This is a genomic window from Nocardia sp. NPDC004123, from assembly GCF_053603795.1.
Genome location: NZ_JBSGGG010000014.1, coordinates 150,688 through 174,911, shown reverse-complemented (window position 1 = coordinate 174,911; position 24,224 = coordinate 150,688). Strand labels below are relative to the sequence as shown.

Here is a 24,224-nt window from a genome sequence, read left to right as displayed (position 1 = left end):
AGCCTTGTCGGCTCAGAAGTAGCACCACGCTGTCGAAAGCCCTGACTTGCCAGGGCTTTCGCAGCCCACAGAGCGTCCGCGACAGCTCCATGCGTGGCCTTACGGCCGAATGGTGCTTCGTTTCAGCCGGCCAGGAAGGACAACCGCACGTGCCGCACCGGGTTGTCGACATTGAGATCCACGATGGCGACCGATTGCCAAGTCCCCAGCGCCATTTCGCCGCGCAACACCGGAATGCTGGCATAGGGAGCAATCAGCGCGGGCATGACGTGCGAGCGTCCGTGTCCGCGTGAGCCGTGTGCGTGCCGCCAGCGATCGTCGGCGGGCAGCAGGTCCCGCAGCGCGGCGAGCAAGTCATCGTCGCTGCCTGCGCCGAGTTCGATCAGCGCGATGCCCGCGGTCGCGTGCGGCACGAATACGTGAAGTAACCCGTCGGATTCCGTCGCCGTCTCACGCAGAAAAGCTGCACACTGCGATGTGAGGTCGTGGACAACCTCGCGACGGCCCGTCTCCACCTCGATCAGTCTGCTCTCCATGGGCATCATCGTCCTCCAGCTGTGCCGTCTCATGAGATCGGCGTCCCCGGCTCCCGGGCGAAGGCGTAGCCCTCTCCGCCCGAATCGACTTGAAGCCGCCGTCACTGCCGGGCTTTTTCCACTCACCGGGGGATTTTCAGGATTCTTCTAGAAGCGCCCGTGATTCATCGCGAACGATGTCATCGATATCAGAATGCGTTGGCTTCCAGCCGATTTCGGTCATCGCCTTGGTCGGGTCGTTGATCAGCACCGCAGGTTCCGCTGCCGCAGAACGATGCTCGAGCGCAACAGGTCGGCCGGTTACCCGTTCCACCGCGGCCACCACGTCGAGCACACTCGTACCCCGTCCACTGCCGATGTTGTAGCGGGTAGCGGTGCCAACGGGCGGGAGGTGCTCGATACATGCCACGAGGGCGCGGGCCGCATCCATGATGTGCAGGTAATCACGAACGGCAGTGCCATCACCGTTGACGATCAACGCCGAACGCTCGGATGCAGCTGCCAACGCACGCGATATCAGCCGACTCGGATCCCCATCCGCACCGCCTGCGATATTCGACAGTCGAACAATTACTGCCGCCAGTTCCCCGCTACCAGCGGCGGCCTCGATGGCCAACTCAGCCGCAAGCTTGCTGCCGGCGTATGGATGAGGCGGCGCATCACCGATGTCCTCGGTCATCGGCTGCACATCCGGCGTGCCGTAGATCGCCCCGGTCGAAGCGAAAACGATCCCGCGGATCCCCGCGTCGATCATGGCTTCGAGCACCGACAGCGTTCCGCTGGTATTCACGCGGAAATAGCGCAATGGTTCGTCGACCGATTCGCGGGCTCGCGCCAACCCGGCGAGGTGACAGATCGCGTCTACGCGCTCTACCGCGTCGCGAACCGCCTTGTCGTCGAGCAAATCAGCCACGCGAACATCGGCTGCGCCCGGAATCACCAGCCCATGAGCGCGAACCATCGCAACAGGCTCGTGCCCCGCAGAGTGAAGGGCTTCGACGACAGCACGACCGAGGTAACCGTTCGCTCCGGTGACAAGTACGCGCACCCGGCCATCATGTCATCACGGAAACCGCAGATCGCAATGCTTCCAGGTGAGTGCGATAGAGGCCGCTGCAGCGGCGGCCGCCAAGGCGTCGACGCCCTGGTCGTCCATCAGCTCGGGCCAGCGCCCAGCGCCGATCACGTTCGCTCAGCGAGTAATTCGGATGCGTGCGGGTCTCTTCTCCAAGTGTGATTTCACCTGGTAGGAACACCATACGTGGTATCGGACCGGAGGATTCGGTCGATCAACCTGTCTGGTACCGACCAGTTTGCTTAGGTAGGGTCTGCCGAGTGCTGCACGGGCGCGCCGACGAACAGGCGCTGATCGATCAACTCGTGGCGGACGTACGCGCCGGCCGCAGCGGGGCACACGTGCTGAGCGGGCCCGCGGGCATCGGCAAAACCGCACTGCTCGACTACACCGCGGCGAAGGCCCAGGGACTGCGCGTGATTCGCGTGGCAGGCATCGAATTGGAAGCCGAACTCCCCTTCGCCGGCCTGCATCTACTGCTGCATCCGGTGCTCGACCGGCTCGACGCGCTGCCCGCACCGCAGGCCGCGGCACTGCGGAGCGCCTTCGGACTGGCCCCGGCCGCACCCGGCGATCGCTTCCTGGTCGGCCTCGCCGTGCTGTCCATGCTGGCAGAACTGGCCGAAGACGGACCTGTGCTGTGCCTCGTCGACGACGCCCAGTGGCTCGACCGATCCTCCACCGAGGCACTGACTTTCGCGGCCCGGCGCCTGCACCACGAAGGCGTTCTACTGCTGTTCGCGGTGCGCGGCGAAGCCCGGGAGCCGGCCGGACTCACCGCACTCACCACTCGCGAACTGACCGGACTCGATCCCGCCTCCTCGGCCGCGCTGCTGGACGAGCGGTATCCCGAACTCGCCGCACCCGTGCGCGCCCGACTCCTGGCCGAAACCGAGGGCAACCCATTGGCCCTGGTCGAACTACCCTCCGCGCTGAGCACCGAGCAACGCACCGGTCACGCACCGGCGGGCTCCTACGACCTCGCCACACTGCCCCTCTCCACCCGGGTACAGACGGCGTTCGGCGCGCGCGCCGCACGGCTGGACGACGGGGCCACCAGACTGCTGCTGATCGCCGCCGTCGAGGAGACCGGCCGGCTCGAAATCGTCTTGGCTGCCGCGGCCGCCCACCACGCGGGACCCACCGAACTGGCAGCTATCGAGGACTCGGGACTGCTGGTGCGCCAAGGCGATCGGATAATCTTCCGGCATCCGCTGGCCCGCGCGGCCGTACTGAGCGCCGCACCGATGCACCGCCGGCTCGACGCGCACCGCGCGCTCGCTGAGGCACTGACCGCGAGCCACTCCCCCGAGGCCGCCGACCGAGCGGCGTGGCACCGCGCCGCCGCCTCGACCGGCCCTGACGACGATATCGCCACGGCACTCGAGAGTGCGGCACTGCGAGCCTCCGAACGGGCCGACCACGCGCTCGCCGCCGCGGCCATGGAACGCGCGGCCGAACTGACCGTCGAACCGCACACCGCTGCGCGCCGCCTGACCTGCGCCGCCCACGCAGCGGCGACCGGCGGCGATCTGCAACGGACCGCCGCACTCGTCCGCCGCGCCTATCGCGGGCCCGTCCACCAAACGGAGGCACCACGCCTGGATTACCTGCGCGCCATCGTCGAATCGGAATTCGGTTCCCGGCACCGGGCCGCCCGCATCCTGATCGACGCCGCCGGCCGGGCTCCGGCCGATCTCGTGAGCATGATGCTCGTGGACGCCATGCGCAATGGCGTGCTGGTCGGCGATGCCGAACTCACCGAAGAGGCCGCGACCCTGCTGCAACAGCGCGCCGGCCGGACCCCGATCAGCGAGGGAATGATCGGCATGGCCCGCATGCTGGGTGGTGACGACGAAGCCGCGCTCCACCGGCTGCACGCCTGCGCGATGCACGCGCACTCCCACCCGGCGGGCTTCAGCCCGGACGAGCGCATGAACGCCGCCGCGATGGGCCTGATGACCGGCCTGGACGACGAGGCACGCGACCTGCTCACGACCCTCGTCACCGATGCCCGCGAGCAGTCCACACTCCGGCTGCTGCCGATGCGCCTGCACTATCTCGCCTCCGCCGAATACGCCACCGGCCGCCTCCGCGACGCCACGGTCCACGCAGAGGAGGCGCTGACACTGGCCGACTCCATCGGACAACACCACCAAATGGACGGCCTGCGTAGCATTCTCGCCTGGGGTGCGGCACAGACCGGCGATGAGCAGCGCTGCCGGGAACTCGCCGAACCCACCCTGGCCGCCGCCCTCGACCGCGGCGAACTCGCCACCGCGCTACTGGCCACCACCGCGCTCGGGCTGCTCGACCTGGGCGCGGGTCGCTACGACCGAGTACTGGACCGCATCGAATCCGCCTCCCGCGGCCCGATGGGCAGCCACTACATGGCCGTCTTCTTCACGCCGCTGCGCGTCGAGGCCGCGATGCGCACCGGGCAGCCCGCACGTATCGGCGAAGCGCTCGAACGCTTCCGCCGCTGGGCGGACGCCAGCCGATCACCGTGGATTCAAGGCGTTTACGCACGCTGCCTGGCCCAGACGAGCTCTGACGACGAGGCCGGAGCACACTATGCCGCAGCGGTGCGGCTGCACGAGAAAGGCGGCCGCCCCTTCGAGAGGGCCCGCACCCAACTGCTGTACGGGGAATGGCTCCGGCGCGCCCGGCACAAGACCGAGGCGCGCACGAGTCTGCGCGCGGCACTGGAGACCTTCGATCGAATCGGCGCGAGCGTCTGGGCCGGCCGAGCCCGCGCCGAGCTGCGCGCGACCGGCGACACCGGCCGGCATCCGGCCACCGCCTCGGTACTGGATCTGCTTACACCACAAGAACTTCAGGTGGTCCGCCTGGCCGCGCACGGACTGTCGAACCGCGAGATCGGCGCGCAGCTGTTCCTCAGCCCCCGCACCGTCGGCTACCACCTCTACAAGGCTTATCCGAAACTCGGCGTCGCAGTGCGGGCCGAACTACCCGCACTGGTCCACCAGCTGTAATGGGAGCCGGTCCGAGTCAGAACCGGTAACGCAGGATGCGTGCGCCTTGACGGGACAGGGCGGTGCTGCGGGACATGGTCCGGGTGAGTCCCCGCAGGGGTTGCGGCCAATCGGCTACTTCAGGTGCGCGAGTGAGGAAGTCCTCGTCGATGAGGGTCAGCCCGGCGCCCCAGGATTCCGGTTCACGGGGGTCGTCGAAACCCGCCGCGGCGGTGATGCCGAGCGCCTTGATGGTGGGATGGTATTTCATCGCCCACGCGGCGAAGCGCGTATAGCCGTTGAGGGCTATCTCACCCGTGCCGAAATGCGTTGTAAGAGCGCGGGTCAGGACTTGGAACGAGCTGCCGGGCAAAAAGGGGATCAGCCCCTCGGCGACGATCATGGCCGGCCGGTCACTCGGTATTCCCGCGAGCCAGTCCGTGCTGGTGATGTCCGCGCCCACGAGATGAGAAGGCTCCGGCAAGAATTGCGGACGCACCGCGATGACCTCGGGGAAATCGACGTCATACCAATCGATTCCGGCGGTCGGCCGACACCGGACCATTCGGGGATCCAGCCCACAGCCCAGGTCGAGCACCACCGCGTCGGGGTGCGCGGTGGTGAAGGACCGTACGGCATCGTCCAATTTCCTACTGCGCAATGCTGTTTCGTAGGTCAGGGCGGGCTTGATCTTCAAGGTGTCGAAGTCGTAGTCGATCCGATCGGCGATCTCCGCGGAGCGGGTGTCGCCGAGCATCGGGACGGGCAGCTTGCTGTCGAGAGCCTTGGCCCACAGTGTGATCAGCAGGGTTTCCTCGAGCTGATTCAGAGTCAAACGGGTACGTTGGACGGTCACGCGATACCTAACTTCTTGGATGAGGGTGCACCGCGGAAAAGTCGCGGAGGTACCCGCTCGACGTTAGGAAAAGACCACGTCGCCGGAATCCGTCGAACGACTGGCAGCCACAGGCGGCGCATCACCGAGGCCGCCTTGTCAATCGTTACCGACGTGAGTAATTTCTTACTCATGTCGGTAACGAATGCGGCAAGACGTGCGCAGATAGTTGCGGCGGCGATCGACACGCTCGCCGAATTCGGATACACCGGGACCACATTCGCCAAGATCGCGACGCGCGCGGGAATCAGCAGTACGCGGCTGATTTCCTACCACTTCGACGGCAAGAACGATCTGATGCTCGCGATAGTCGACCACATCGTCCTCGCAGCCGACCAATATATGAGCCCGCGAATCGAGGCCGCGGGCCCGGGTCGATGGCCACAACTGTCGGCCTACATCACAGCCAACCTCCACTATCACCGAGACCGGCCCGAACACATGCGGGCCTTGATCGAGATCTTCAACAACGTGCGCACCGCGGCCGGGGATCCACTACAGATCCCGCAGCATCAGACCTCCGCACTGGAACGGTTGGAGGCGGAGCTTCGCGCGGGCCAGGCTGCGGGCGAGTTCACCGCTTTCGACCCGCTCGTCATGGCGGTCACCCTCAGAGCCGCCATCGACGCGGCCGGAATCCGTTACGCCACAGGCGCCTTGACCTCTCCCGATGCGTACGCGGCCGAACTGGTCGACCTGTTCCGGCGTGCCATCACGTCGGCCACCTGACCTTCCAGGCGCGGGCCGATTCCCCGCCATGGGAATCCGTCCCAGACCGCGCCGCACTCGCCCCCGTCAGCGGTATGCCGCCCTTCGCACCGCGCGCTTTCTGACACGAAAGCGAAAAGGACAATGCCGCAGCCGAATTCGCTCGCGACATCGCCCTGGTCCCGCCGGATCACCGGTCTCGTGGGTTGCGAGCACAACCGAGCCGGGCACCGCACTGTGACTTCGCGCCCGGTCGCCTTGGTTACTGATCTGAGTAAATATTTACTCGGCGAGGTAAACTCGGGCAATGAAGAGCACCAGCAGCAACACCATTACTGCACAGCCCCTCACCAAATGCGGTACCGCCCTTGTCCTCGGCGGTGGTGGAGCCGTCGGCTTGATGTGGATGGCAGGGGTCGTAATCGGGCTCGCCAAGGCGGGAATCGATCTGGCGCGCGCCGACCGGATCGTCGGCACTTCCGCCGGTTCGATCACCGGATGCGTAATCGCGGGGGGCCTCGACCCGATGCGCCTGGTAACTCCGCCCGAACCGACCGACGAACGTCTCGAACCACAGCCCGATCCGAACAGCCCGGCGGTGCGCATCGCGCAGCTGGGCAGCCTCATCGGCCTGAGCGCATGGCCCGACAAAGAGCTGCTCATCACCGCGATCGACGTTGTCACCAAGCAACGGCAGGTCTGGACAGCGAGCGGCCCCGCCTCTCCTGCCGAAGCTGTCGCAGCCAGCACCGCGACACCGGGGGCAGGTGCGCCCGTCCCCATCGACGGCGCCTCCTACGTCGACGGCGGTATGCACTCGACCATCAACGCCGACCTGGCTGCGGGCGCGCAGCAGATCCTCATCATCGAACCGCTCGCACACCTGTATCCACACGCTCCGGCCGACAGCGAATTGGGCGGCGCCACAACAATGTTCATCGTGCCCGAAACCGCTGCCGTGATCGGCCCGGACCTGTTCGACCCGGCCGGCTTCGAACCCGCGTTCCACACCGGTTTGCGGCAGGCCGCCGACCACGCGGCTGCCGTGAGGCAGATGTGGCCGGCCGCATGAGCTCAGCGCACCGGCCGAACAGCGCGTGGCCCGAGGCGTTCGATCAGCGACGCCGACGTTATTCCGGGACGGTGAAGGCTTCGGTGATGCCGCCGTCCAGTGGGAGTGCGGCGGCGGTGAGGAAGCCGGAATCGTCGCTGGCCAGAAAGGCTATCGCGCCGGCTGCCTCGTCGAGGGTGCCGAATCGGCCCATCGGCCAGTGCACCAGGCGTTTGTCCAGTGCTCCTGGATTGCGGTCGAAGACCGCGCGCTGTGCCGGTGTCTCGATCGGACCGAAGAGGACGGCGTTCACACGGATGCCGCTGCGCGCGAGATGAACACCGAGGTCCCTGGTCAACTGGACGACGGCGGCCTTCGCGGCCGTGTAGGCCATCGGGGCGGTCGCCGACCCCAGCGCGGACAGAAACGATGCGGCATTGATGACCGAACCGCCGACCGGCTCGGTGTTCCGCAGGTATGGGATGCCGTGTTTGCAGGACAGGAAGATGCTGGTCAGATTCGCATCCTGGACTCGCAGCCAGGTCTCCAGGCTGGTATCCAGCGCCGAGTGGTCACCCGCATCCATCAGTCCCATGTTGTTGTAGATGACGTCGAGTCGGCCGTGCTCGCGCACGACCTCCTCGTACATCGCCTGAACCTGCGGCTCATCGGCAAGGTCGGCCCGCATCGACCTATCGCCGACCGAATGCTCGACCTTGTCGACGCCGACAACCACCGCACCCTCACGGGAAAACCTCTCGACGACAGCCTGACCGATCACGCTGGCGGCACCGTTGATCACACAAACCTTGCCCGCAAGCACCGGCTCCTCCGATCACGCGCACTCACGCCGACGCCCATCGATCGCGCGGATCGGCGACCAATCCAGGTCGAACTACGTTCTGCCGCACCGTAACACCTACAGATCACCGATCAGATCGACGACCCGCCCACCAACGACGCCGCTCCGGACTTCGACGCAGGTCACCCGGTCCAGGATGCCCGTTGCTTTCAGAACAGCAGGAACGGCCGGTGACAGTGAGGGCCGATGGTGGTGCAGGCACAGCTGTTGGCAACGGCTACCGACATTGGCAGCCTCGTAGCGGGCTGCGGGAACGCAATGAGCCGCCTTCCCCGGCCTACCCGCTGCGGCCGGTCGCCACCGAACCACCCACCTGCAGGGGACCCAGCGGCCGGCCGCAGCGGGACTATCAGTGCACGCAATCTCCGATCACGCCGCGCGGTCATTGCGGACCAAACGTTCGGCGACGATGAACGCTGCTCTGTAGCAGTGATTCCAGCTCACCGCGCCGCTCGCGAGCGGACCCTGCCATTCCGATGCCAGCGGCGTCCGGCGCGGCGGGGCGGGGCAGTCAGAGCCGAAGGTCCGGCGCGGACAGCCGCCGACTGGCGTTCCCTGGTTCGCCCGTGCGCCGGGTGGGCGGCCCTAGCCTGGATACTCGTGCCCGTCGACGCCGGGAATGCCCATCGCAGTAGGGGTTTCGGTTGTGGCGCCATGGTTCGCGCCGGGCGTCGGTGGGGTCGCGCGGCACGACCCGGCCGCCACCGCACCGTTGCACCGGTCGGGGTACACCCCGCCGGCGGGCGGCCGGGTCAGAGATGGCGGAAGATCCAGCGGGCACGTGGCTCGTCGCCGATGGCCCCGAGCAGTGCGACGGGTGTGGTGGAGGTGGTGTCGCCGTAGAGGGTTCGGCTGGGGTCGGAGGCGAGGCTGACGCGACGGTTGCCGTTGGTCTCGCTCACGTACCACAGGCCGGTGTCGGCGACGCCGCACACGTTCTGGCCGACGGAGTAGGTCAGCGAGTCGAGCCGAACGGGTTGCAGGCACAGCCTGGTCGAGGAGTTGAGGAGCTGGAACACCGGCCCGGCGGGCCGGTACCCGATCAGGACCGGCTCCCACCGGTTGGTGTCCGCGCCCTCGTTCGCACTCGTTCGCACATCGGCGATGTCGGCCGCGGTGACGACGGGCCGCAGGGTGTAGGCGGGCTGGGCCTCGAGGAAGATCCGGTACCCGCCCGACCTGAGCGGTGCGGCGGCGGCGGGTGTGGCCGCGGCGGCGAACAGGACGTGGGCCACGATCACGAGGACTGCGCGGGCGGGCATGACGCTGGGGTCCTTTCACGGGAGGAAGGGCGAATCATGCTGTGCACAGGGCGAATTCACCGAAGGTGGCGTGCCCGGCCGGAAGGGGACGGGCACGCCACCCCACGTATTCGAGGCCGGACCCGCTTCGGAGTGCCCGATATGCGCCGAGCAGGCGGAGCGTCCGGAATCGGCAGCGAGAGCCGGTGGGACGGCACCATGAGCCGACGATGCCCCGTTTGCCTGCCGGTTTTCGGCGTGATGGGAGGAACATCCGGGATTCAGGAGGTGCCGACGATTAGCCATTCACGTGTTTAAGCTTCCGGCTCACGGGTGCCCGACGGTGCGCACCTCGATGGTGGCGGGGCGCGGAATCGCGCACGGAGCGGGGTGGGAGCTGACTGATGAGCGTGGTGTTCGACACGGCCGCCCTGCCGCCGAGAGATCGCCTCCCCGCCCTCGTGGCGACGCTCGAGCAAACAACACTTCGGGCGGATCGGAAACTCGAAGTCGCGCCTGGGCAGGATGCGGTGTCAGCGCGGGTGGAGACATGGCAGGTCGGGCCGGTGACCCTGATGCGGGCGAATATGCCGGGCATGTCGACCACCCGCAGCGCCGCGCACGTGCGCGCCTCCCCGACTTCGATGCTCACGGTGTCACTGCTGCCGTCGCGCACCGGTCGCCGCGAACATGAGCACCGCCGATACGTGGCGCGACCGGGGGCCTGCGAGGTGTTCGACTACTCGCGGCCACTCCGATTCGATTGGTCCGGGCAGGATTCCCCGATCGGGATGTTCCTCGACGCCGACCATCTCGACCTGCCCGGCGACACCATCGCCGCGGCGACCGGAAACCTGCACACCAGTCCCCTGCACTCACTCCTCACCACGCAACTGGCCTCCATGATCGACCGTGCCGATGGCCTCACCGGCGATCCCGCCGCCGAGCAACTCGGCCATGCGTGCATCGAACTGCTTCGCGCAGTGCTGATCTCGGCCGCCGAGCACGGCCCCTGCGACGGCACCGCGGTCCCCGCCCACCTGCTGATGCGTCAGATCCTGGACTTCACCCGCCGCCGCGCCACCGACCCCGACCTGCACGTGCCGACCATCGCAGCCGCACACCACATTTCGGTGCGACGCCTCTACCGCTTGTGCGCCGAGGCCGGGATCAGCCTCGAACAACGCCTCATCGCCGCCCGCCTGGACCACGCCCGCCGCCTGCTCTCCGCCCCCGCCGCACATCAACGGTCCATCGCCGCCATCGCCCACGCCAGCGGATTCCGCGACCCCACCCACTTCACCCGCCGCTTCCGCCAACGCTACGGCGTGACCCCCAACCAATGGCGCGCCGAACACAGCGTCCCCCGGGCCAGCGGATTGCCGCCGACCACCGCGCGGGCCTGAACCTCCCGGGGTCAGTGGCCGGAATACCCTCTGAGCCAAAGTGACTCCGCCCGACACGGGCGATGTGATCGTCGATTCCCGAAGTCGGGTGCCGCCGGCGCGGTCGACCGGTGGGCGCAGTCTCGGTCGGGCGACCAGTTATTTCCGGCGAATGTCTCAAAAGTTCGTCACGGTTGGTTTGCTATCCGCTATCCTCACTCCCGAGGCACCGCCGGAATCCGAAAAATAGTGCAGGCCAACGGTATTGCAATCGGCATGCGGGTCGGCGGATCGGCTGGTTGCCGGGTCGTCGGTGCTTCGTGTGGTAGCCGTCCGGACAGCAAGGAAACACCGTGCACGCACGCTCCCTCGTCACCGCACTCGGCGCGCTCGCCGTCACCACCGTGCTGGCCACCGGCACCGCGGACGCGACCGCCACGCTCACCGTCGATACCGCCCGAGAAACCAATGGCAATGCCGTGATCGGCGTGACCTACCAGTGCACCTCCGGTCTCGGCGCGGAACTGTCGGTGACGGTCCGAGCCACGCCCTACCTCGGCTCAGGAGTCAACGGCAGCTCCCTCGCCCCGGTCAACTGCATCGGCCAGCCCCAGCAGACGATCGTCACGGTGAATCCCGTTCAACTGTTCGGCGAGTCGCCCAAATTCCAATCCGGATCCATCACCGACGTGACGGTCACCGTACTCGACCTGACCCTGAATTCCCCTGTCACCACCACAAAGCGCCGCTTCGACCACCTCGGCTGACGAACCGCGGGCGGGAGGTTCACCCTTGTCCGAGGTCGTGCCCGTGTTCGTGATGGGCACGGGCACGACCGGTGTCAGGCGGGCGGGTTCTCAGGCGCGGCGGCGGGTCGCGAAGGCGGCGCCGCCGAGTGCTCCTGCGGCCAGGGCGATTCCGATGCCGCCGAGCCAGCGGGCGGTGGTGTCGTGGTCGGCGGTCGCCGCGGTCTGCGGCTTGTGGTCGGAGCCCTTGGGCGCGAGATCCAGTGTGGGGACCGGGCGTTCGGGTTCGGTGCCGTCCGGGTTATCGGCCTGATCCCACTTCACGACCTCGCCGTCGGAGTAGGTCTGGGTGGCCGGGAAGGTGAGGTGGTCCTGGTCGGGCAGGTCGTCGGCGAGGACCTGGAATTGCTGGAACTGGCCGGGTGCGATGCCCGCGCCGGGATCGGCGGTCCAGGTGACGGCGGTGACCTTGCCGCCGGCGTCCTTGGTGATGACCGACTTCCACCCCGGAATCGGCTGGGCGTCGACCGACAGCAGGGACGGGAACTGAACGGTCAGCGCGGTGGTCAGGCTATTGGTGCCGGACTCGTTGGGGACGCGGAAGGTGAGGACCGCGTCACCGGACTGGACGGCGTCGGGGGCGGACACGGTGACGTGCGCGGAGGCGACGCCCGCGCCGGTGAGCAGGGCAGCGGCGCTGATCGCGGCCGTAATGGCGGTCCGGGAAATGGAGGAGAGAGCCATGGCGGGAAATCCGTTCGGAGGTAGCCGAATTCGCCGTACCCGGGTGTCCCGGCGACGCGGGACACCCGGGACGCGGATCAATTCTGGCTGTTGGTGAGGGTGTTGTACATCTGGATCAGGCTGACCACAGTCACCGGCGCGCCGATGGCGAGGGTGCCGATGGCGGTGCCGAGGCCCGCGCCGACGCCCGCGCCCGCGATGCAGCCGCCGGGCGCGCCGATCAGGAACACCGGCGGCATCAGCTCGGTGCCGACGATCGCACCGGCGATGCAGCCACCGACGAGTCCGATGGCCGCGCCGAGCATGCCACCGATCGCGGTGGCCAGACCGATCTGAGTGCCCGCCACGCCGAGGGCGTCGTTGAAGTCGTCCTGGGAGAAGACCGGCTTCAGGGCGACCTCGGCGGCGGGGGTGGCCTGCGCGGGGTCGGCGCTCGGGGTGAGGGTGATGGTCTTGCCATCCGCGTCGACCTGCGCGGCGATCGGCCAGTCCTTCTTGTCCAGCTGGTAGGTCAGCGGCATGCCGAAGGCCAGCTTGCCGTCGGCGTCGAGGATCTCGAACTGGGTGCCGCGCACGTTGATCCGGCCGGCGTCGGTACGCAGCACGACGGAGTGGTCCACCACATTGGCCGTGTAGTGGATGCCGGGGGCGATGTCGGTGCTGACGGTGCTGCCCGGCCGTTCCTGGGTCGCGGGGGCATCGGCGGCGGCGGTGCCGGTGGTGATGGCGAGCGCGGCGACGGCGAGCGCGGCGGTGGCGGTGAACTTGTTCAGGGTCTTCATCAGGGGATGTCCTTCCTCGCGAACTCCGGTCCGCGAGACGAAAAGCTGTGGGGAGGAGCGGAACTACTGCTGCGGTGCGGTGCCGTCACCGGGCTGGGCCAGCGTGAACGTGCGCTGCCCCTCGATGCGGTGGCCGTCCTTGGAGGTCACGGTGAAGTGGGTGGTGTACACCCCGGCCGGGCCCAGCGGGGCCAGATCGACGCTGAGCGTGCGACCGTCGACATGCACATCGCCGACGGACCAGGTGTTGCCGTCCGGACCGCTCACCGCCAATTCCGGATCGTCCACCTTCTCGTTGAAGGTGACGCTCACCTGCGGCGGACCCGCCTGCAGCACCGCACCGTCGGCAGGCTCGGCGTGCGTGATGTGCGAGTGCGCGTCGGCCACTCCGGCGCCCAGCACCGTCGCGCCGATCAATGCCGCGGCCAGCACCGTGAACGCGGGCCGCAGCCGGGGCAGCCCGCGACCGGGCCACGTGAATTTGTTGCTCGACAAAGCATTTCCCTTCCACACGCCGACCGGAATAGTCGACGGCAGCACGAATCCGTCGTGCGCGCAGCATGAATTGCCAATGGTCGATAAAACGATCGACACCGCGCGATTTCGATATCAGTGCACAGAAGTCAATTGCACACGGCCGCCGGCGAATTTCTCACAGCGCGATTTACGCAGCCGTGAGCCGGACCGAAAAATTGGCGCACCGATATCCTTCCGGCGCGGACAACATATCCGCGACGGGCACAGGACAGCCTCGGACGCGCGCGTACCCGGGCCTACCCGGATCAGAGCGCGGTCGCGAGGGCGGAAGAGATCGGCGGGCCACGCCGGGAGATGGCGCCGAGCAGCAGCGCACCAGGCGGCCGGGCGGGCGCGTCGGGTGTGCGGACCAGCCGATCCTCATCCGGCGCAAGCGATTCGAAGTGGGCGAGCAGCGACCAGACGGCGCGCGACACCGCGGCGTAGACACGTTCCACCGCGGCGATCAGCAAGGCGGCGAGCACGGTTGCCACAGCATGCGCGGCCAGCATCGTCCATCCGGCGACGCCGGACCCTTCGACGGTGGTGTGGGAATGATCCGCGACGGTCGCCATCATCAGCGCATTGTGCGCGAGGAACTGCCCTGCTCCGAGCGCCGCGACGAGCCGGACCCGCCCGCGCCCGGCAGGAGATCCGACCGCCGCGCCGACGGCGCCGCTGACCACCAGAAGCAGTGTCAGTGCGGCCGAATGCGGTAGGGCACCCTCGAAGCCATGGGCCGCTATAGCCAATAGGCCACACAGAATTCCAGCCAGGCTGCCACGTATTCGGTCACGCGACGGAGCGCCGGCACACGCGAGCACAACCATCGTCGACAACCTTCACAGACAAGCCAGAGCGGAATGGATTCGCGAAGACTATAACCGGTCCACCGGAATTCCCGAAATCCCTTCCGCGCCTCGAAAACAACTCGACCACAAGGCCAATACGCTTCTGAACGGAAGAGATTCGGGCGACCGAGCCGAACCGATTCGACACCGAGCAGCTGGTTATAGATATCGGCTCTGAACAGGTGGCATAGTCTACGGAGAACACGAGGTTGTCTCCGATCCCGTTCAGACGAAGGAGTGACCGTTTCGATGAAGAATGCATGGATGTATCGAGCCGGGTTCACCGGCGTCGCCGCGGCCGCGGCGGTCGTGATCGCGGCCGCACCCGCGGGTGCCCATGTCAGCGTCTCCGGGCCCGATGCCACCCGCGGCGGTTCGGCCGTATTGACGTTCCGGGTGCCGAACGAGTCGGCCACCGGCAGCCCGACCACCGCGCTGACCGTGCAATTCCCGGCGCTGACGGAGGTGAACACCCAGGCGATGCCGGGCTGGCGCGCGGAGGTCTCGCGCGACGCCGATCACAAGGTCACCGGCGTCACCTGGACTGCGGACGCGGGCGGCGGCATCGGTCCGGGACAGTTCGGGTCCTTCGCCGTGCTGGCCGACGGCCTGCCCGATACCGATTCGATCACCATGCCCGCCACCCAGACCTATGCGGATGGGCAGGTCGTGAAGTGGGACCAGACCTCGTCGGGCGGCTCCGAGCCCGAGAATCCGGCTCCGGTACTGCAATTGGCTTCGAAGCAGTCCGCTACAGCCGGTCACGGCGATATCAAGACCGCGATGCCGCAGTCCCAGTCTGAGAAGGACACGACGGCCCGCTGGCTCGGCAGCGTCGGCATCGTGCTGGGTGCGCTGGGCCTGCTCGGCGCCCTCGGCCTCGGATTCGCCCGCCGCAAGTCCTGAGGCGTTACCCGATCCTGCACCGCGGCCGACCGGTACCGCCCACCCGGGCAGGTACCCGTCGGCCGCGCGTCTTTCTCAATGACCGTGGCTGTGACGTGCCGTCGTCGTCGGAGCCTGCGGCCCGGAGTGACCGGGAGCCGCCCACGTGCCGACCGCCCAGGCCGCACCGAACACGACCGCGAGCACGAGCAGGAATCCGGCGATCCTGGGTATGACGCCGAACCGTGTACTCATCGCCGATTCCTCTCTGGCAGTCACTCGCGTCCGCTCGATCACCCGAGACCGAAGGGCTGTCCCCAGAGCGTGACCCAGGTCTTGACGTTATCGGTTTCCACTTCGACGTTCACGAACGAGCGCGCCTGGGCGTAGCCACCGCAGCCCGACAGGCCGATGGTCTCGTCGGACCAGCTGACGCTGCCGTTCGGACCGTGGAATTCATTGCGCCAGCGGTGGGTCTCGCGGCCGAAGTCGTCGGGCTGTTCGAGATCCAGCAGGTGGAAGGCCTGGGCCTGACCCGGGCCGAGGCTGAGGTTGCCGCCGCCGTTGACGCCCGCCTGCGGGGTGACATTGCCCTGGTTGTCCCAGCTGGCCCCGACGCTCGGGCCGCCGTTCACACCGCCGCCGTCGATGGCGACCTGGCAGCCGACGACATATCCGGGGTCGATGCGGCCGCCCTTGGCGGTGGTTCCGGACAGCTGCACCGAGACGGCGCCGGACGCCCAAGCATTGCGGTGCACGGGTGTCGCGCCCATCGACGGGCTGATGGTGGCGGATTCGCCGGTCAGCGTGACATCGATGACGGTGCCGTCGGACAGGGTCTGGGTCAGGTGGCCGCCGGGCAGCGGCACGAAGGTGTCGGCGTGAGCCGCCCCGGCGGCGGACATGCCCAGGGCGGCAGTGGCGGCCGCGCCGATTCCGGCCAGCCGGGCCGCGGTCTTACGGAACTGCATGATGATTTCCCTCTGGGTATCGAATTCGCTGATGCGAGAGGTGAATTGGCGATGTCGGGCGCGACGTCAGCCGATGCTGAACGGCTGCCCGTAGAGGGTGGTCTTGGAGTAGTGGTCGCCGATGATCTCGACCACGGTGTAGGCCCGCGCCTGGGCGTAGCCCGCGCAGCCCTGGATCTGGACTTCGGCGTCCCGGTATTCCACCGAGTAGGTGCCCGCCTTCAGGATGTCCTTGTAGTCGATCTGCACGAATTGCACCTGGCCGGGGCCGAGATTCACGCCGATGGACCCGCCGAGGCTGCCGCCGTTGAGGCTGAGCGAGCCCGAGACCCCCGCCGAGACGGCGTCCTCGCCGATGCTCACCTGGCAGCCGACGATATAGCCGGTGCTGATCTGCGAGGCACCGTGTGTGGAGGAGTTGTTGGAGCCGGCCTGGTTCACCGGACCGTTGTTGGGGCCGACGGTGCCGTCCGGCGTATCGGTGACATCGGCGGTCGCGATGCCGGAAACCCAGACCACCCGGCCCGCGCCGTTGGCCGCCAGCGACGGTGAGACCACGGCGTGTTCGCCGGTGCGGTTGACCGTGACGCCCGGCGCGGCCTTCTGCCCATCCGGCAGCGGCACGAAGGTGTCGGCATTGGCCGCGCCGGTGGAGAGCAGGCCGATGGCCACGGCCGCCGCTGCCCCGGCGCCCGCGACACGGGCACCACGACGCACGGCGGAATTCTGGATTTCCCTCACGAATGGTCCTTCATCAACTGTGACTTGCGTTTTCCGGACAGTTAGTCGGATGCGAACACGTTCGGTTCCCGGCAGGTCCGTGAGGTGAATCACCGAATTATTTTCAGGAGGACGGGTTTTCGTGAGATTCCGCCATCCGGCGCAGGGCGCGGCGATCGACCTTGCCCGCCGGGCCCAGTGGCAGCGCGGGCAACGCGAGCAGGCGCTCCGGAAACTTGCGCGGTTCCAAGCCGCGCCCGGCGAGATGCTCGGTGAGATCGCGCAGGGTGAGCGTGGCGGTGGCGGCGACGCAGGCGCACAACCGTTCTCCGTACAGCGGATCCGGCACGGCCACGCAGGCCACGTCGGTGATGGCCGGATGAGTGAGGAGTAGCGATTCCACCTCGGCCGGGCTGATATTGAGCCCGCCCCGGATGACGACGTCCTTGCTGCGGCCCACGATCGTCAGGTATCCGTCCGGATCGAGGACGCCGAGGTCGCCGGTCCGGGTCCAGCCATCGGGGGTGCGCAGCGTGCGATCCAGTTCGGCGTCGTCGACGTAGCACATCGGCGACATGGGCCCGCGGGAGACGATCTCCCCTACCGATCCTGGTGGCAGGGTGGTGAATTCCCGGTCCACGACCCGGATTTCGGTGACCGCCGGATGGGGACGGCCAGCGGTGGTGGCGCGTTCGGGCGGATCGTCGAGGGCGGTGTGGCAGGAGACGCCGTCGGCGGATCCATAGAGGTTGACCACCGGGCAGCCCAGCGCCTCGCGACCACGCACGGCGGTCGGCGTGTCGAGGGCGGAGCCGCCGACCACCACCGCCCGCAGGCTCGACAGGTCCGCGGAACCGATGGCCGGATGATCCAGCAGCATCCGCAACATGGTGGGAACGCCGAGCAGATGTGTGGGAGCCGCCCTTTCGACCATGGCGAGGGTAGCGGCGGGCTCGAACCTGGGCTGCAACACCAGCGTCGCCCCCAGGGTGGCCAGGGTGACCGACGTGCCGCTGGAACCGAACGCCGAGGCGAGCGGAACCAGGAACATATTGCGCATGGCAGCCGGATCCTCGTGCAGCGCGGCCAGCATGGCCCCGCGCCCGCCCGCGAGCGCATTGTGCGAGTAGAGCACCATTTTCGGTTCGGCCTCCGAACCGGAGGTGACCAGAATCCGGGCCGGGCCGTCGGGATCGACGGTCCGGGCGCGGAATTCGCACGCGTCGGTGGCGAGCAGGGCGTGCACGGGCACGCAGCCGCGCGCGACGTGCCGCCCGACGGCGACGACCGCGCGGAGTGCCGGGAGCTCGGCCGCCATTTCGCGGATGCCTGCGGCGCAGGGGAAGCCATTGTGTTCGGCCAGGGTGATGACGGCGACGGCTTCGGAGCGCCGCAGCAGGCTCGCCGCTTCCCGGCCGCCGCGTCCCACCGGGAACGGCAGCGCGACCGCCCCCAGCGCCGCGATGGCCAGGTCCGCGGCACAGGCCAGGCGGCCATTCGGAAGCTGCACGGCGACAACGTCTTCAGCGGTCACGCCGAGACCGGTCAGACCGGCCGCCAGCCGCCGGGCCTGTTCATCGAGTTCGGCGTAGGTGACGGTGCCGTCGGCGTCGATCACCGCGGGCTTGTCCGGATGCTGTGCGCACCGTGCGGCGTAGAGCGAGTAGATGTCACGGCCGGGGTAGTACCCGGCTCGGGCCCAGGAATTCCTCAGCTCGGCGGGCACCAGGTCCGAATACCAGTGCGCGACGGTTTTTTCGGTGCCGCTCACGAGATTCGCCACGGGGTGCTCAGGGCGGGGCAGCCGAATTCGTCGCGGCCGATCACCGCGGCGAAGCGCGCATCGGTGAGGAGGTCACCGAGATCGGTGGCGACCGCCACGGTGCCGGTCGTCCAGCCGTCCTCGTCGGGAATCGGCTGCCGATCCGCCGTCTGCGGGCGGACACCGCAGCGGCGCAGCGTATTCGAGGCGCTCAACAGGCTGCTCTCGACTGCGGCACCGGTGCGGTCACGCTGCCGCAGCAGCAGTCCGGCGACGGCGGCTTCTGCTCCGAGGATGCCGCCCAGCACATCGAGCAGGGTCATCAGCGAGGGCGCGGGCGGCGCACACGGCGGGCCGACCAGTTCCGCGAGGCCGGTGCGGGCCTGGACCATGAAGTCGGTGCCGGGTGGCAGATCACCGAGGTCGAGGCCGGACCAGCCGGAGGTGTAGACGTGAACTACGCCGGGCGGCATGTCGGTGGCCGAAAGCTCCAGCTGCTCGGCCTTGCCGGGAGCCCAATTGTGCAGGAAGACATCGGATTCGGCGGCCAGAATCCGCAGTCGCTTCCGGTCGGCGGCAGACTTGATGTCGAATTCGGCCGCCCGCTTGCGCCGGTTGAGGGCCAGCCAGCGCGACGACAGATCGCCACTGCACGGCGGCATCTCGCGCAGCGGGTCACCGCCCGGCGGCTCGATGCGGGTCACGTCGGCTCCGAGCAGGCGTAGCAGGTGCGCGGCCAGCGGCGCTTGCACCCGGCGGCCCGCCTCCAGGACGACGAGGCCGCTCAGCGGAGTTTCGAGGGTGCCACGACATCGATCCGGCTGGGCGAGCGGCGAATTCGGGACCGGCAGCACGGTCCACGGCGCGGGCAGCGACTGGGGGGACGGCGTGCCGGACTCCGCCGCGCTGTACAGGCGGCACACCTGGACCCCGGAGTGCGCGGCGGCCACCCGGATCTGGTCGAAGGTGTGCGCACGGGTGGTGTCGTGCAGGTTCTCGGCGAGCGGCGCGGTCGCCGTGGCGTAGCGGAATTGGAAGGGGCGCCAGCCTTTTCGCCAGGCCCTGGGTTCCGCGCCCAGCTCGGTCCAGAACGCACCCCACGGTTCCGGCTGCAGCGACTCGATTTCGAATCGGATGCCGTCGGCGCTGGTGAACGGCGGGCCACCCGGGGCGAGGTCCACGGCTTCGGGATCGTCGCCGCCGGCCGCGGCCAGGTACTGGGAGATCGACAGCAGGGCGGCCTCGGCGACGCTGGTCTCGACCCGGGCGAGGCCGCCGGGCGCGGTCAGCAGGCTGGCCAGCAACGCGGTGCCGGCGAGGGCTCCCGCGGCGGTCTCGCAATAGTCGACCGAGAGTCCCCGGGGGCGACCGGCCCGGCGGCCGTTCACGTGCATGACCCCGCAGATCGCCTGCACGGCAGTCTCATTGGTGAGCGCCGGTTCGTCGACCGGGCCCGCCCAGTCCACGGTCAGTGCGCGCCGGGTGCCGTCCGGGAGGGCCAGGTGCGCCGTCGCCGCCACGCCACGGGGCAGATCACCGACGGTGACGGCGGCGCCGAGCGCGCCGAGATGGATGCGCAGCACCTCGGCCGCCGCGCCGGACCCGCTGACGGTCGCGGTCGCGCCCGCGAGCAAGGGAGCGACCGCCGGGATGGTTGCGTGTGTGTGCGACATTGCGCGCCTTCCGCCGGATTCGGGTGTGCAGTCAACGAGTCGGCCGGAAGGGTGGAAGAGTTCCGACAAATGGTTCGATCGGAACATGTCGCCCGAATCACCCACTGTGTCCGCCCTGTCCGCGACCCTGCCGAGCCGGATCCAGGAATTCGTTGATTCCCAGGTCATTCCACTCGAGGACGCCCTCGACGCCGATGACGGTGCGGTGTGGGCCACACTGCGCGAGCAAGCCATTGCCGCCGGTCTCTGGGCGCTGCCGCTGCCACGGGAGCACGGCGGCGGAGGCGTCCCGCTGGCGGACTACCTCGCGCTCGCGGAGCTGGAGGGCCGCAGCGATCACGGGCCCGAGGCGCTCGGTTCCTCGGCTCTGCTCACCGTCCGCATGCTGGGCGCACACGCGCATCCGGAGTTGCGCGCGAGCCTGCTCCCGGAGCTGGTGGCCGGAACCGCCAAGGCGGCGTATGCCATGACCGAGCCCGGGGTGGCCGGATCCGACCCGAGCGGCCTGCGCACCACCGCCGTCCGCGACGGGTCCGGTGAATGGATCGTGACCGGCCGCAAATGGTTCATCACGGCCGCCGCCCGTGCCGACTGGGTACTCGTCGTCGCCCGCACCGGCGTGAATCTGCCCACCCGGCAGGCGTTCTCGATCCTGGCCGTACCGACCACCGCCGCGGGATTCCGGGTGATCCGCGAGGTCGACGTGCTCGGTGCGGGCGGCCAGCACGAGATCGAATTCGACCGGGTCCGAGTGCCCGGCACGCACCTGCTGGGCACGGTCGGCGCGGGGATGACGCTGGCGGCCGAACGGCTCGCGCTCGGGCGCACCCTGCGCGCCCTCCGCTGGATCGGGCAGGCCCAGCGCGCCGTGGAACAATTCGCCCGCCGCGCGAGCGAACGCCGGCTCGGCGACGGCGTTCTCGCCGATCGCCAACTGATCCAGCAGCTGGTGTTCGAGTCCGAACTACAGCTCCGCTCGGCACGGCTGCTCGCCGCCGAGGCCGCCCGCCCGGTGGCCGCCGACGCCCCCGCCCAGATCGAAGTCGGCCTGGCCAAAACCGCCGCCGCCCGCGCCCTCGGCACCGCCGTCGATGCCGCCATCCAGGTCTACGGCGCCGAGGGTCTCACCGCCGCAACGGGTCTCCCCCGCCTGCTGCGCACCGCGCGCGCCGCCCGGATCCTCGACGGCGCCGACGAATTCCACATCACCGCCACCGCTCGCCGCCTCCTGCGCGACTACTCCGGCCAGGGTCGACCGCCCGCCCACTGACGCCCACCCGCCACGGCGATCGTCGGCCCGTGACAGTCGTCCGCCGGCACGAGAGCCGTCCACATCGCAACGAAGTCGCTGCTGTCCCAGCTGATTCAGGCGGGGACAATCACAACCCGTTGCGCCGGGCCGAGGGTGGATCGCGGATCGAGCCACGTCGGCCCTGGCCCGGTTCGTCCGCGAGAGGCGGGCAGCGGCGGACGGCGACCTCGAAATCCCGGGAACCGAATCGATTCGCGGCACGACTTGTGGATCGACGACGAGTGGGAGCTGAGGGTGCGAGCGGGATCGAGGGTGGAGCTGACCGGGGTGTGCTGTGCGCACGACCGGCGGCCGGTCGTGCGAGAGGTCGATCTGGTGGTCGAGCCCGGTGAGCGGGTAGCGCTCACCGGTACCAACGGGTCCGGGAAGACGACACTGCTGCGCGCGCTGCTGGGGCTGCACCCGGTTTCGTCGGGTGTCATTGCCGTGGACGGGGATCGGGCGCGGTCGGCACGGGATTGGGACCGCCGGCGCAAGGTCGCCGCGTGGATTCCGCAGCGGCAGGCGTCCGGCCGGTTTCCGCTGCTGGCGCGCGAATTGCTGGTCAGCAGTGGCGATCTCGGCGCGGCGCTGGAGGCCGGTGAGCGGCTCGGCGTGGCGGACTTCGCGGATCGGCCGCTGGACACGCTGTCGGGCGGTCAGTTGCAGCGCATGTATCTGGCCCGGGCGGTCGGCTGCGTCGCCGCGGGCGCACGGCTACTCCTGGCCGACGAGCCCACGGCCGCACTCGATTTCGCCGGCCAAGCCGAAGCGGTCGAATTGCTGGTGGCGCTGCCCGTGACGGTGCTGGTGGTCACCCATGATCGCGCGCTGGCCGACCGTTGTGATCGCGTGCTCGAGATGGCCGACGGCCGCTTGCGCGAAATCCCCGCCCGGCATGAGGAGATCGTGTGAACAGTGCGGCGAATTTCATGGACGTGTGGCAGCTGGCTCCGGTGCAGCGCGGTTTGTTCGCGCTGGTGCTGGGCGCGGTCGGACTGCCGATCGTGGGCGTGGTCATCATCGGGCTGGACATCATGCCGGTGCGGTTCGCCATGATGCACGTGGCGCTGCTCGGCATCGCGGTCAGCATGCTGACCGGGCTGGACCCCATGCTCTGCGCCCTGGTGGCCTGCGGCGGATCGGGGGCGGCGCTGACGCCGCTGGCCCGCAGCCGCACCGGATTGTCCGGGGCCATGGGCCTTTTGATGAGCCTGTCCATTGCGGGCGCGCTGCTGGTGCTGTCGATCTCGGGCGTCAACGCCAATGGCGCGTTCGAACTGCTCTGGGGATCCATCCTGGCCACCCGCACCGCCGATGTGGTGCTGCTGGGTGTGCTCGCCGCGGTGGTGCCGCTGCTGTTCGTGCTCCGCCGCCGCCAGATCGGACTGTTGCTGCACGACCGGGAGCTGGCTGCCTGCTCGGGCGTGCGGGTGGATCGGCTGACCCTGATCCTGCTCGTGCTGGTCGCGATCGCGGTGGCCGCCGGCATCCGGCTCACCGGCGCGCTGCTGGTGGACGCGCTGACCCTGCTGCCCGCCCTGGCAGCGCGCCGGCTCGCGAATTCGCTGACCACCATGGCGATCACGGCGGTCGTGGTGGGCGTGGTGGTGAATATCGCGGGCTTCACGCTCGCGGTGGCACTGGACCTGCCGCCCGGTCCGGTCCTGGTGCTCTTGGCGGGGGCGGTCGCCCTCGTCGTTCATGTGATACCCGATTGGAGAAGACGAGGATGGCCCTCATCCGACGAAACCGGCTCGCGCGCATCGCGATCGGTGCCGTTGCACTGATCACCGGTGCGGCCGTTGCCACCGGCTGTTCCTCGAGCAGCGACCATGACCACAACGGCCCGCATGTGGTGGCCGCGAGTTCGTGGGAGGCGGCGTTCGCCAAGGCCGCCGGGGCCTCCGACGTGACGGTCATCGTGCCCGCCGCCATCAAGCACGCCCCCGATTACGATCCCAAGCCCTCGGATCTGGCCACGGTCGCCAAGGCCGACTTCGTGCTGTACGCGCAGTTCGAAGGCTTCGCGGGCAAGATCAAGGACGCGGCCGGATCCAAGGCCAAGCTGGTCGAGGTCAATCTCGACAATGCCAAGGACACCATGGAATCCGAGGTGCGCCGCCTGGGCGACCTGTTCGGCACCCGCACCACCGCCGACAAATGGATCGTCGATTTCGAGACCGAGTACGGCAAGCTCGCCACCGACGTCAAGACCGCCTGGCCGGGCGGGCAGCCGCCGAAGGTGGTGCAGCAGGCGTTCATGGGCTTCGCCGCCCAGCTGTCCGGCGCGCAGGTGCTCGGCACCTATGGTCCGGCGCCCATCACCCCGGGGCAGGTCGCGGACCTCTCCGCCAAGAATCCGCAGTACGTGCTGGGCAATGAGCAGATGAGCACCGGCCAGGTGCTGCCCGGCTCGTCCGCCAAGCAGATCGATCTCACCAATTACCCCACGCAGGACCAGGATCTGCTCTCGGTGTACCGGGACGCCGCCGCCAAGCTCACCGCGGCGATGCACGGCTGAGCGGCCGGGCCGGGCTGGGCGGCGTGTCCGG

24 protein-coding genes are annotated in these 24,224 nt (G+C 68.7%); 10 read left to right on the top strand and 14 right to left on the bottom strand.

Annotated elements, in window-relative coordinates; all coding sequences use genetic code 11:
• Window positions 1-122 precede the first annotated feature (122 nt).
• A complete protein-coding gene (locus tag ACWEQQ_RS21795; RefSeq protein WP_452349461.1) occupies window positions 123-536 on the bottom strand; it encodes a secondary thiamine-phosphate synthase enzyme YjbQ in 414 nt (137 codons plus the stop codon).
• Between the two features lie 136 nt (window positions 537-672).
• Window positions 673-1,584 (bottom strand): NAD-dependent epimerase/dehydratase family protein, encoded by a 912-nt coding sequence (locus ACWEQQ_RS21790; protein ID WP_452349460.1) that lies wholly within the window; start codon window positions 1,582-1,584, stop codon window positions 673-675.
• Between the two features lie 287 nt (window positions 1,585-1,871).
• On the opposite strand from ACWEQQ_RS21790, the gene ACWEQQ_RS21785 reads away from it, so the two are divergent.
• On the top strand, window positions 1,872-4,607 hold the full coding sequence (locus ACWEQQ_RS21785; protein ID WP_452349459.1) for an ATP-binding protein: 2,736 nt from the start codon (window positions 1,872-1,874) through the stop codon (window positions 4,605-4,607).
• 16 nt (window positions 4,608-4,623) lie between these two features.
• Here ACWEQQ_RS21785 and ACWEQQ_RS21780 read toward each other — a convergent pair whose 3' ends face one another.
• Entirely contained in the window at window positions 4,624-5,442 is an 819-nt protein-coding gene (locus tag ACWEQQ_RS21780) for a class I SAM-dependent methyltransferase (protein ID WP_452349458.1), read from the bottom strand.
• Window positions 5,443-5,457: 15 nt separating this feature from the next.
• Here ACWEQQ_RS21780 and ACWEQQ_RS21775 point away from each other — a divergent pair, with 15 nt between their 5' ends.
• Both ACWEQQ_RS21775 and ACWEQQ_RS21770 read left to right on the top strand, forming a co-directional pair.
• Window positions 5,458-6,210: a TetR/AcrR family transcriptional regulator gene (locus ACWEQQ_RS21775; protein WP_452349457.1), complete on the top strand. Its 753-nt coding sequence runs from the start codon at window positions 5,458-5,460 to the stop codon at window positions 6,208-6,210.
• Window positions 6,211-6,496: 286 nt separating this feature from the next.
• The gene (locus ACWEQQ_RS21770; protein ID WP_452349456.1) at window positions 6,497-7,261 is read left to right on the top strand and encodes a patatin-like phospholipase family protein; all 765 of its coding nucleotides are present in this window, start codon (window positions 6,497-6,499) and stop codon (window positions 7,259-7,261) included.
• A 58-nt stretch (window positions 7,262-7,319) separates the two neighbouring features.
• Here ACWEQQ_RS21770 and ACWEQQ_RS21765 read toward each other — a convergent pair whose 3' ends face one another.
• Together ACWEQQ_RS21765 and ACWEQQ_RS21760 are read right to left on the bottom strand one after the other, a co-directional pair.
• A complete protein-coding gene (locus ACWEQQ_RS21765) occupies window positions 7,320-8,042 on the bottom strand; it encodes an SDR family oxidoreductase (protein ID WP_452349455.1) in 723 nt (240 codons plus the stop codon).
• 812 nt (window positions 8,043-8,854) lie between these two features.
• Window positions 8,855-9,364: a hypothetical protein gene (locus tag ACWEQQ_RS21760; protein WP_452349454.1), complete on the bottom strand. Its 510-nt coding sequence runs from the start codon at window positions 9,362-9,364 to the stop codon at window positions 8,855-8,857.
• A gap of 383 nt (window positions 9,365-9,747) precedes the next feature.
• Between ACWEQQ_RS21760 and ACWEQQ_RS21755 the strand changes: the two genes are divergently transcribed.
• Together ACWEQQ_RS21755 and ACWEQQ_RS21750 are read left to right on the top strand one after the other, a co-directional pair.
• Complete coding sequence (locus ACWEQQ_RS21755) at window positions 9,748-10,749, top strand: AraC family transcriptional regulator (protein WP_452349453.1); 1,002 nt, start codon at window positions 9,748-9,750, stop codon at window positions 10,747-10,749.
• A 332-nt stretch (window positions 10,750-11,081) separates the two neighbouring features.
• A complete protein-coding gene (locus ACWEQQ_RS21750) occupies window positions 11,082-11,495 on the top strand; it encodes a hypothetical protein (protein ID WP_354833271.1) in 414 nt (137 codons plus the stop codon).
• 90 nt (window positions 11,496-11,585) lie between these two features.
• Here the strand turns inward: ACWEQQ_RS21750 and ACWEQQ_RS21745 are convergent, their stop codons facing one another.
• From ACWEQQ_RS21745 to ACWEQQ_RS21730, 4 genes are all read right to left on the bottom strand, one after another.
• A complete protein-coding gene (locus tag ACWEQQ_RS21745) occupies window positions 11,586-12,218 on the bottom strand; it encodes a YcnI family copper-binding membrane protein (RefSeq protein WP_452349452.1) in 633 nt (210 codons plus the stop codon).
• Window positions 12,219-12,295: 77 nt separating this feature from the next.
• Window positions 12,296-13,000, bottom strand: coding sequence for a hypothetical protein (locus ACWEQQ_RS21740; RefSeq protein WP_452341516.1), 705 nt, complete (start codon window positions 12,998-13,000; stop codon window positions 12,296-12,298).
• A gap of 63 nt (window positions 13,001-13,063) precedes the next feature.
• Window positions 13,064-13,495, bottom strand: coding sequence for a copper resistance CopC family protein (locus ACWEQQ_RS21735; protein ID WP_452349451.1), 432 nt, complete (start codon window positions 13,493-13,495; stop codon window positions 13,064-13,066).
• Between the two features lie 287 nt (window positions 13,496-13,782).
• Window positions 13,783-14,202: a hypothetical protein gene (locus ACWEQQ_RS21730; protein ID WP_452349450.1), complete on the bottom strand. Its 420-nt coding sequence runs from the start codon at window positions 14,200-14,202 to the stop codon at window positions 13,783-13,785.
• 414 nt (window positions 14,203-14,616) lie between these two features.
• Here ACWEQQ_RS21730 and ACWEQQ_RS21725 point away from each other — a divergent pair, with 414 nt between their 5' ends.
• Complete coding sequence (locus ACWEQQ_RS21725) at window positions 14,617-15,273, top strand: YcnI family copper-binding membrane protein (protein WP_452349449.1); 657 nt, start codon at window positions 14,617-14,619, stop codon at window positions 15,271-15,273.
• Window positions 15,274-15,348: 75 nt separating this feature from the next.
• Here the strand turns inward: ACWEQQ_RS21725 and ACWEQQ_RS21720 are convergent, their stop codons facing one another.
• The 5 genes from ACWEQQ_RS21720 to ACWEQQ_RS21700 all read right to left on the bottom strand — a co-directional run bounded on the left by ACWEQQ_RS21720 (window position 15,349) and on the right by ACWEQQ_RS21700 (window position 20,378).
• Window positions 15,349-15,507 (bottom strand): hypothetical protein, encoded by a 159-nt coding sequence (locus tag ACWEQQ_RS21720; protein WP_452341513.1) that lies wholly within the window; start codon window positions 15,505-15,507, stop codon window positions 15,349-15,351.
• A gap of 38 nt (window positions 15,508-15,545) precedes the next feature.
• Window positions 15,546-16,223, bottom strand: a complete 678-nt coding sequence (locus tag ACWEQQ_RS21715) for an MspA family porin (protein WP_452349448.1) — start codon at window positions 16,221-16,223, stop codon at window positions 15,546-15,548.
• 66 nt (window positions 16,224-16,289) lie between these two features.
• Window positions 16,290-16,964: an MspA family porin gene (locus ACWEQQ_RS21710; RefSeq protein WP_452349447.1), complete on the bottom strand. Its 675-nt coding sequence runs from the start codon at window positions 16,962-16,964 to the stop codon at window positions 16,290-16,292.
• Between the two features lie 103 nt (window positions 16,965-17,067).
• Window positions 17,068-18,714: an AMP-binding protein gene (locus ACWEQQ_RS21705; RefSeq protein WP_452349446.1), complete on the bottom strand. Its 1,647-nt coding sequence runs from the start codon at window positions 18,712-18,714 to the stop codon at window positions 17,068-17,070.
• The gene (locus tag ACWEQQ_RS21700; RefSeq protein ID WP_452349445.1) at window positions 18,711-20,378 is read right to left on the bottom strand and encodes a CoA transferase; all 1,668 of its coding nucleotides are present in this window, start codon (window positions 20,376-20,378) and stop codon (window positions 18,711-18,713) included. The genes ACWEQQ_RS21705 and ACWEQQ_RS21700 overlap by 4 nt, the downstream gene beginning before the upstream one ends.
• Window positions 20,379-20,463: 85 nt before the next feature.
• On the opposite strand from ACWEQQ_RS21700, the gene ACWEQQ_RS21695 reads away from it, so the two are divergent.
• The 4 genes from ACWEQQ_RS21695 to ACWEQQ_RS21680 all read left to right on the top strand — a co-directional run bounded on the left by ACWEQQ_RS21695 (window position 20,464) and on the right by ACWEQQ_RS21680 (window position 24,193).
• A complete protein-coding gene (locus ACWEQQ_RS21695; protein WP_452349444.1) occupies window positions 20,464-21,648 on the top strand; it encodes an acyl-CoA dehydrogenase family protein in 1,185 nt (394 codons plus the stop codon).
• A 276-nt stretch (window positions 21,649-21,924) separates the two neighbouring features.
• A complete protein-coding gene (locus tag ACWEQQ_RS21690; RefSeq protein ID WP_452349443.1) occupies window positions 21,925-22,584 on the top strand; it encodes a metal ABC transporter ATP-binding protein in 660 nt (219 codons plus the stop codon).
• Window positions 22,581-23,459: a metal ABC transporter permease gene (locus ACWEQQ_RS21685; RefSeq protein WP_452349442.1), complete on the top strand. Its 879-nt coding sequence runs from the start codon at window positions 22,581-22,583 to the stop codon at window positions 23,457-23,459. Before ACWEQQ_RS21690 ends, ACWEQQ_RS21685 begins: the two co-directional genes overlap by 4 nt.
• Window positions 23,402-24,193, top strand: a complete 792-nt coding sequence (locus ACWEQQ_RS21680) for a hypothetical protein (RefSeq protein WP_452341505.1) — start codon at window positions 23,402-23,404, stop codon at window positions 24,191-24,193. The genes ACWEQQ_RS21685 and ACWEQQ_RS21680 overlap by 58 nt, the downstream gene beginning before the upstream one ends.
• The last annotated feature ends 31 nt before the right edge of the window (window positions 24,194-24,224 follow it).

What these genes read in the sequence shown, in the direction of transcription:
- ACWEQQ_RS21740 (WP_452341516.1), bottom strand. Translation starts at nt 13,000, where the DNA reads ATGAAGACCCTGAACAAGTTCACCGCCACCGCCGCGCTCGCCGTCGCC.
- ACWEQQ_RS21715 (WP_452349448.1), bottom strand. Translation starts at nt 16,223, where the DNA reads ATGCAGTTCCGTAAGACCGCGGCCCGGCTGGCCGGAATCGGCGCGGCC.
- ACWEQQ_RS21720 (WP_452341513.1), bottom strand. Translation starts at nt 15,507, where the DNA reads ATGAGTACACGGTTCGGCGTCATACCCAGGATCGCCGGATTCCTGCTC.
- ACWEQQ_RS21795 (WP_452349461.1), bottom strand. Translation starts at nt 536, where the DNA reads ATGGAGAGCAGACTGATCGAGGTGGAGACGGGCCGTCGCGAGGTTGTC.
- ACWEQQ_RS21725 (WP_452349449.1), top strand. Translation starts at nt 14,617, where the DNA reads ATGAAGAATGCATGGATGTATCGAGCCGGGTTCACCGGCGTCGCCGCG.
- ACWEQQ_RS21760 (WP_452349454.1), bottom strand. Translation starts at nt 9,364, where the DNA reads ATGCCCGCCCGCGCAGTCCTCGTGATCGTGGCCCACGTCCTGTTCGCC.
- ACWEQQ_RS21755 (WP_452349453.1), top strand. Translation starts at nt 9,748, where the DNA reads ATGAGCGTGGTGTTCGACACGGCCGCCCTGCCGCCGAGAGATCGCCTC.
- ACWEQQ_RS21700 (WP_452349445.1), bottom strand. Translation starts at nt 20,378, where the DNA reads ATGTCGCACACACACGCAACCATCCCGGCGGTCGCTCCCTTGCTCGCG.
- ACWEQQ_RS21745 (WP_452349452.1), bottom strand. Translation starts at nt 12,218, where the DNA reads ATGGCTCTCTCCTCCATTTCCCGGACCGCCATTACGGCCGCGATCAGC.
- ACWEQQ_RS21695 (WP_452349444.1), top strand. Translation starts at nt 20,464, where the DNA reads ATGTCGCCCGAATCACCCACTGTGTCCGCCCTGTCCGCGACCCTGCCG.
- ACWEQQ_RS21770 (WP_452349456.1), top strand. Translation starts at nt 6,497, where the DNA reads ATGAAGAGCACCAGCAGCAACACCATTACTGCACAGCCCCTCACCAAA.
- ACWEQQ_RS21680 (WP_452341505.1), top strand. Translation starts at nt 23,402, where the DNA reads ATGGCCCTCATCCGACGAAACCGGCTCGCGCGCATCGCGATCGGTGCC.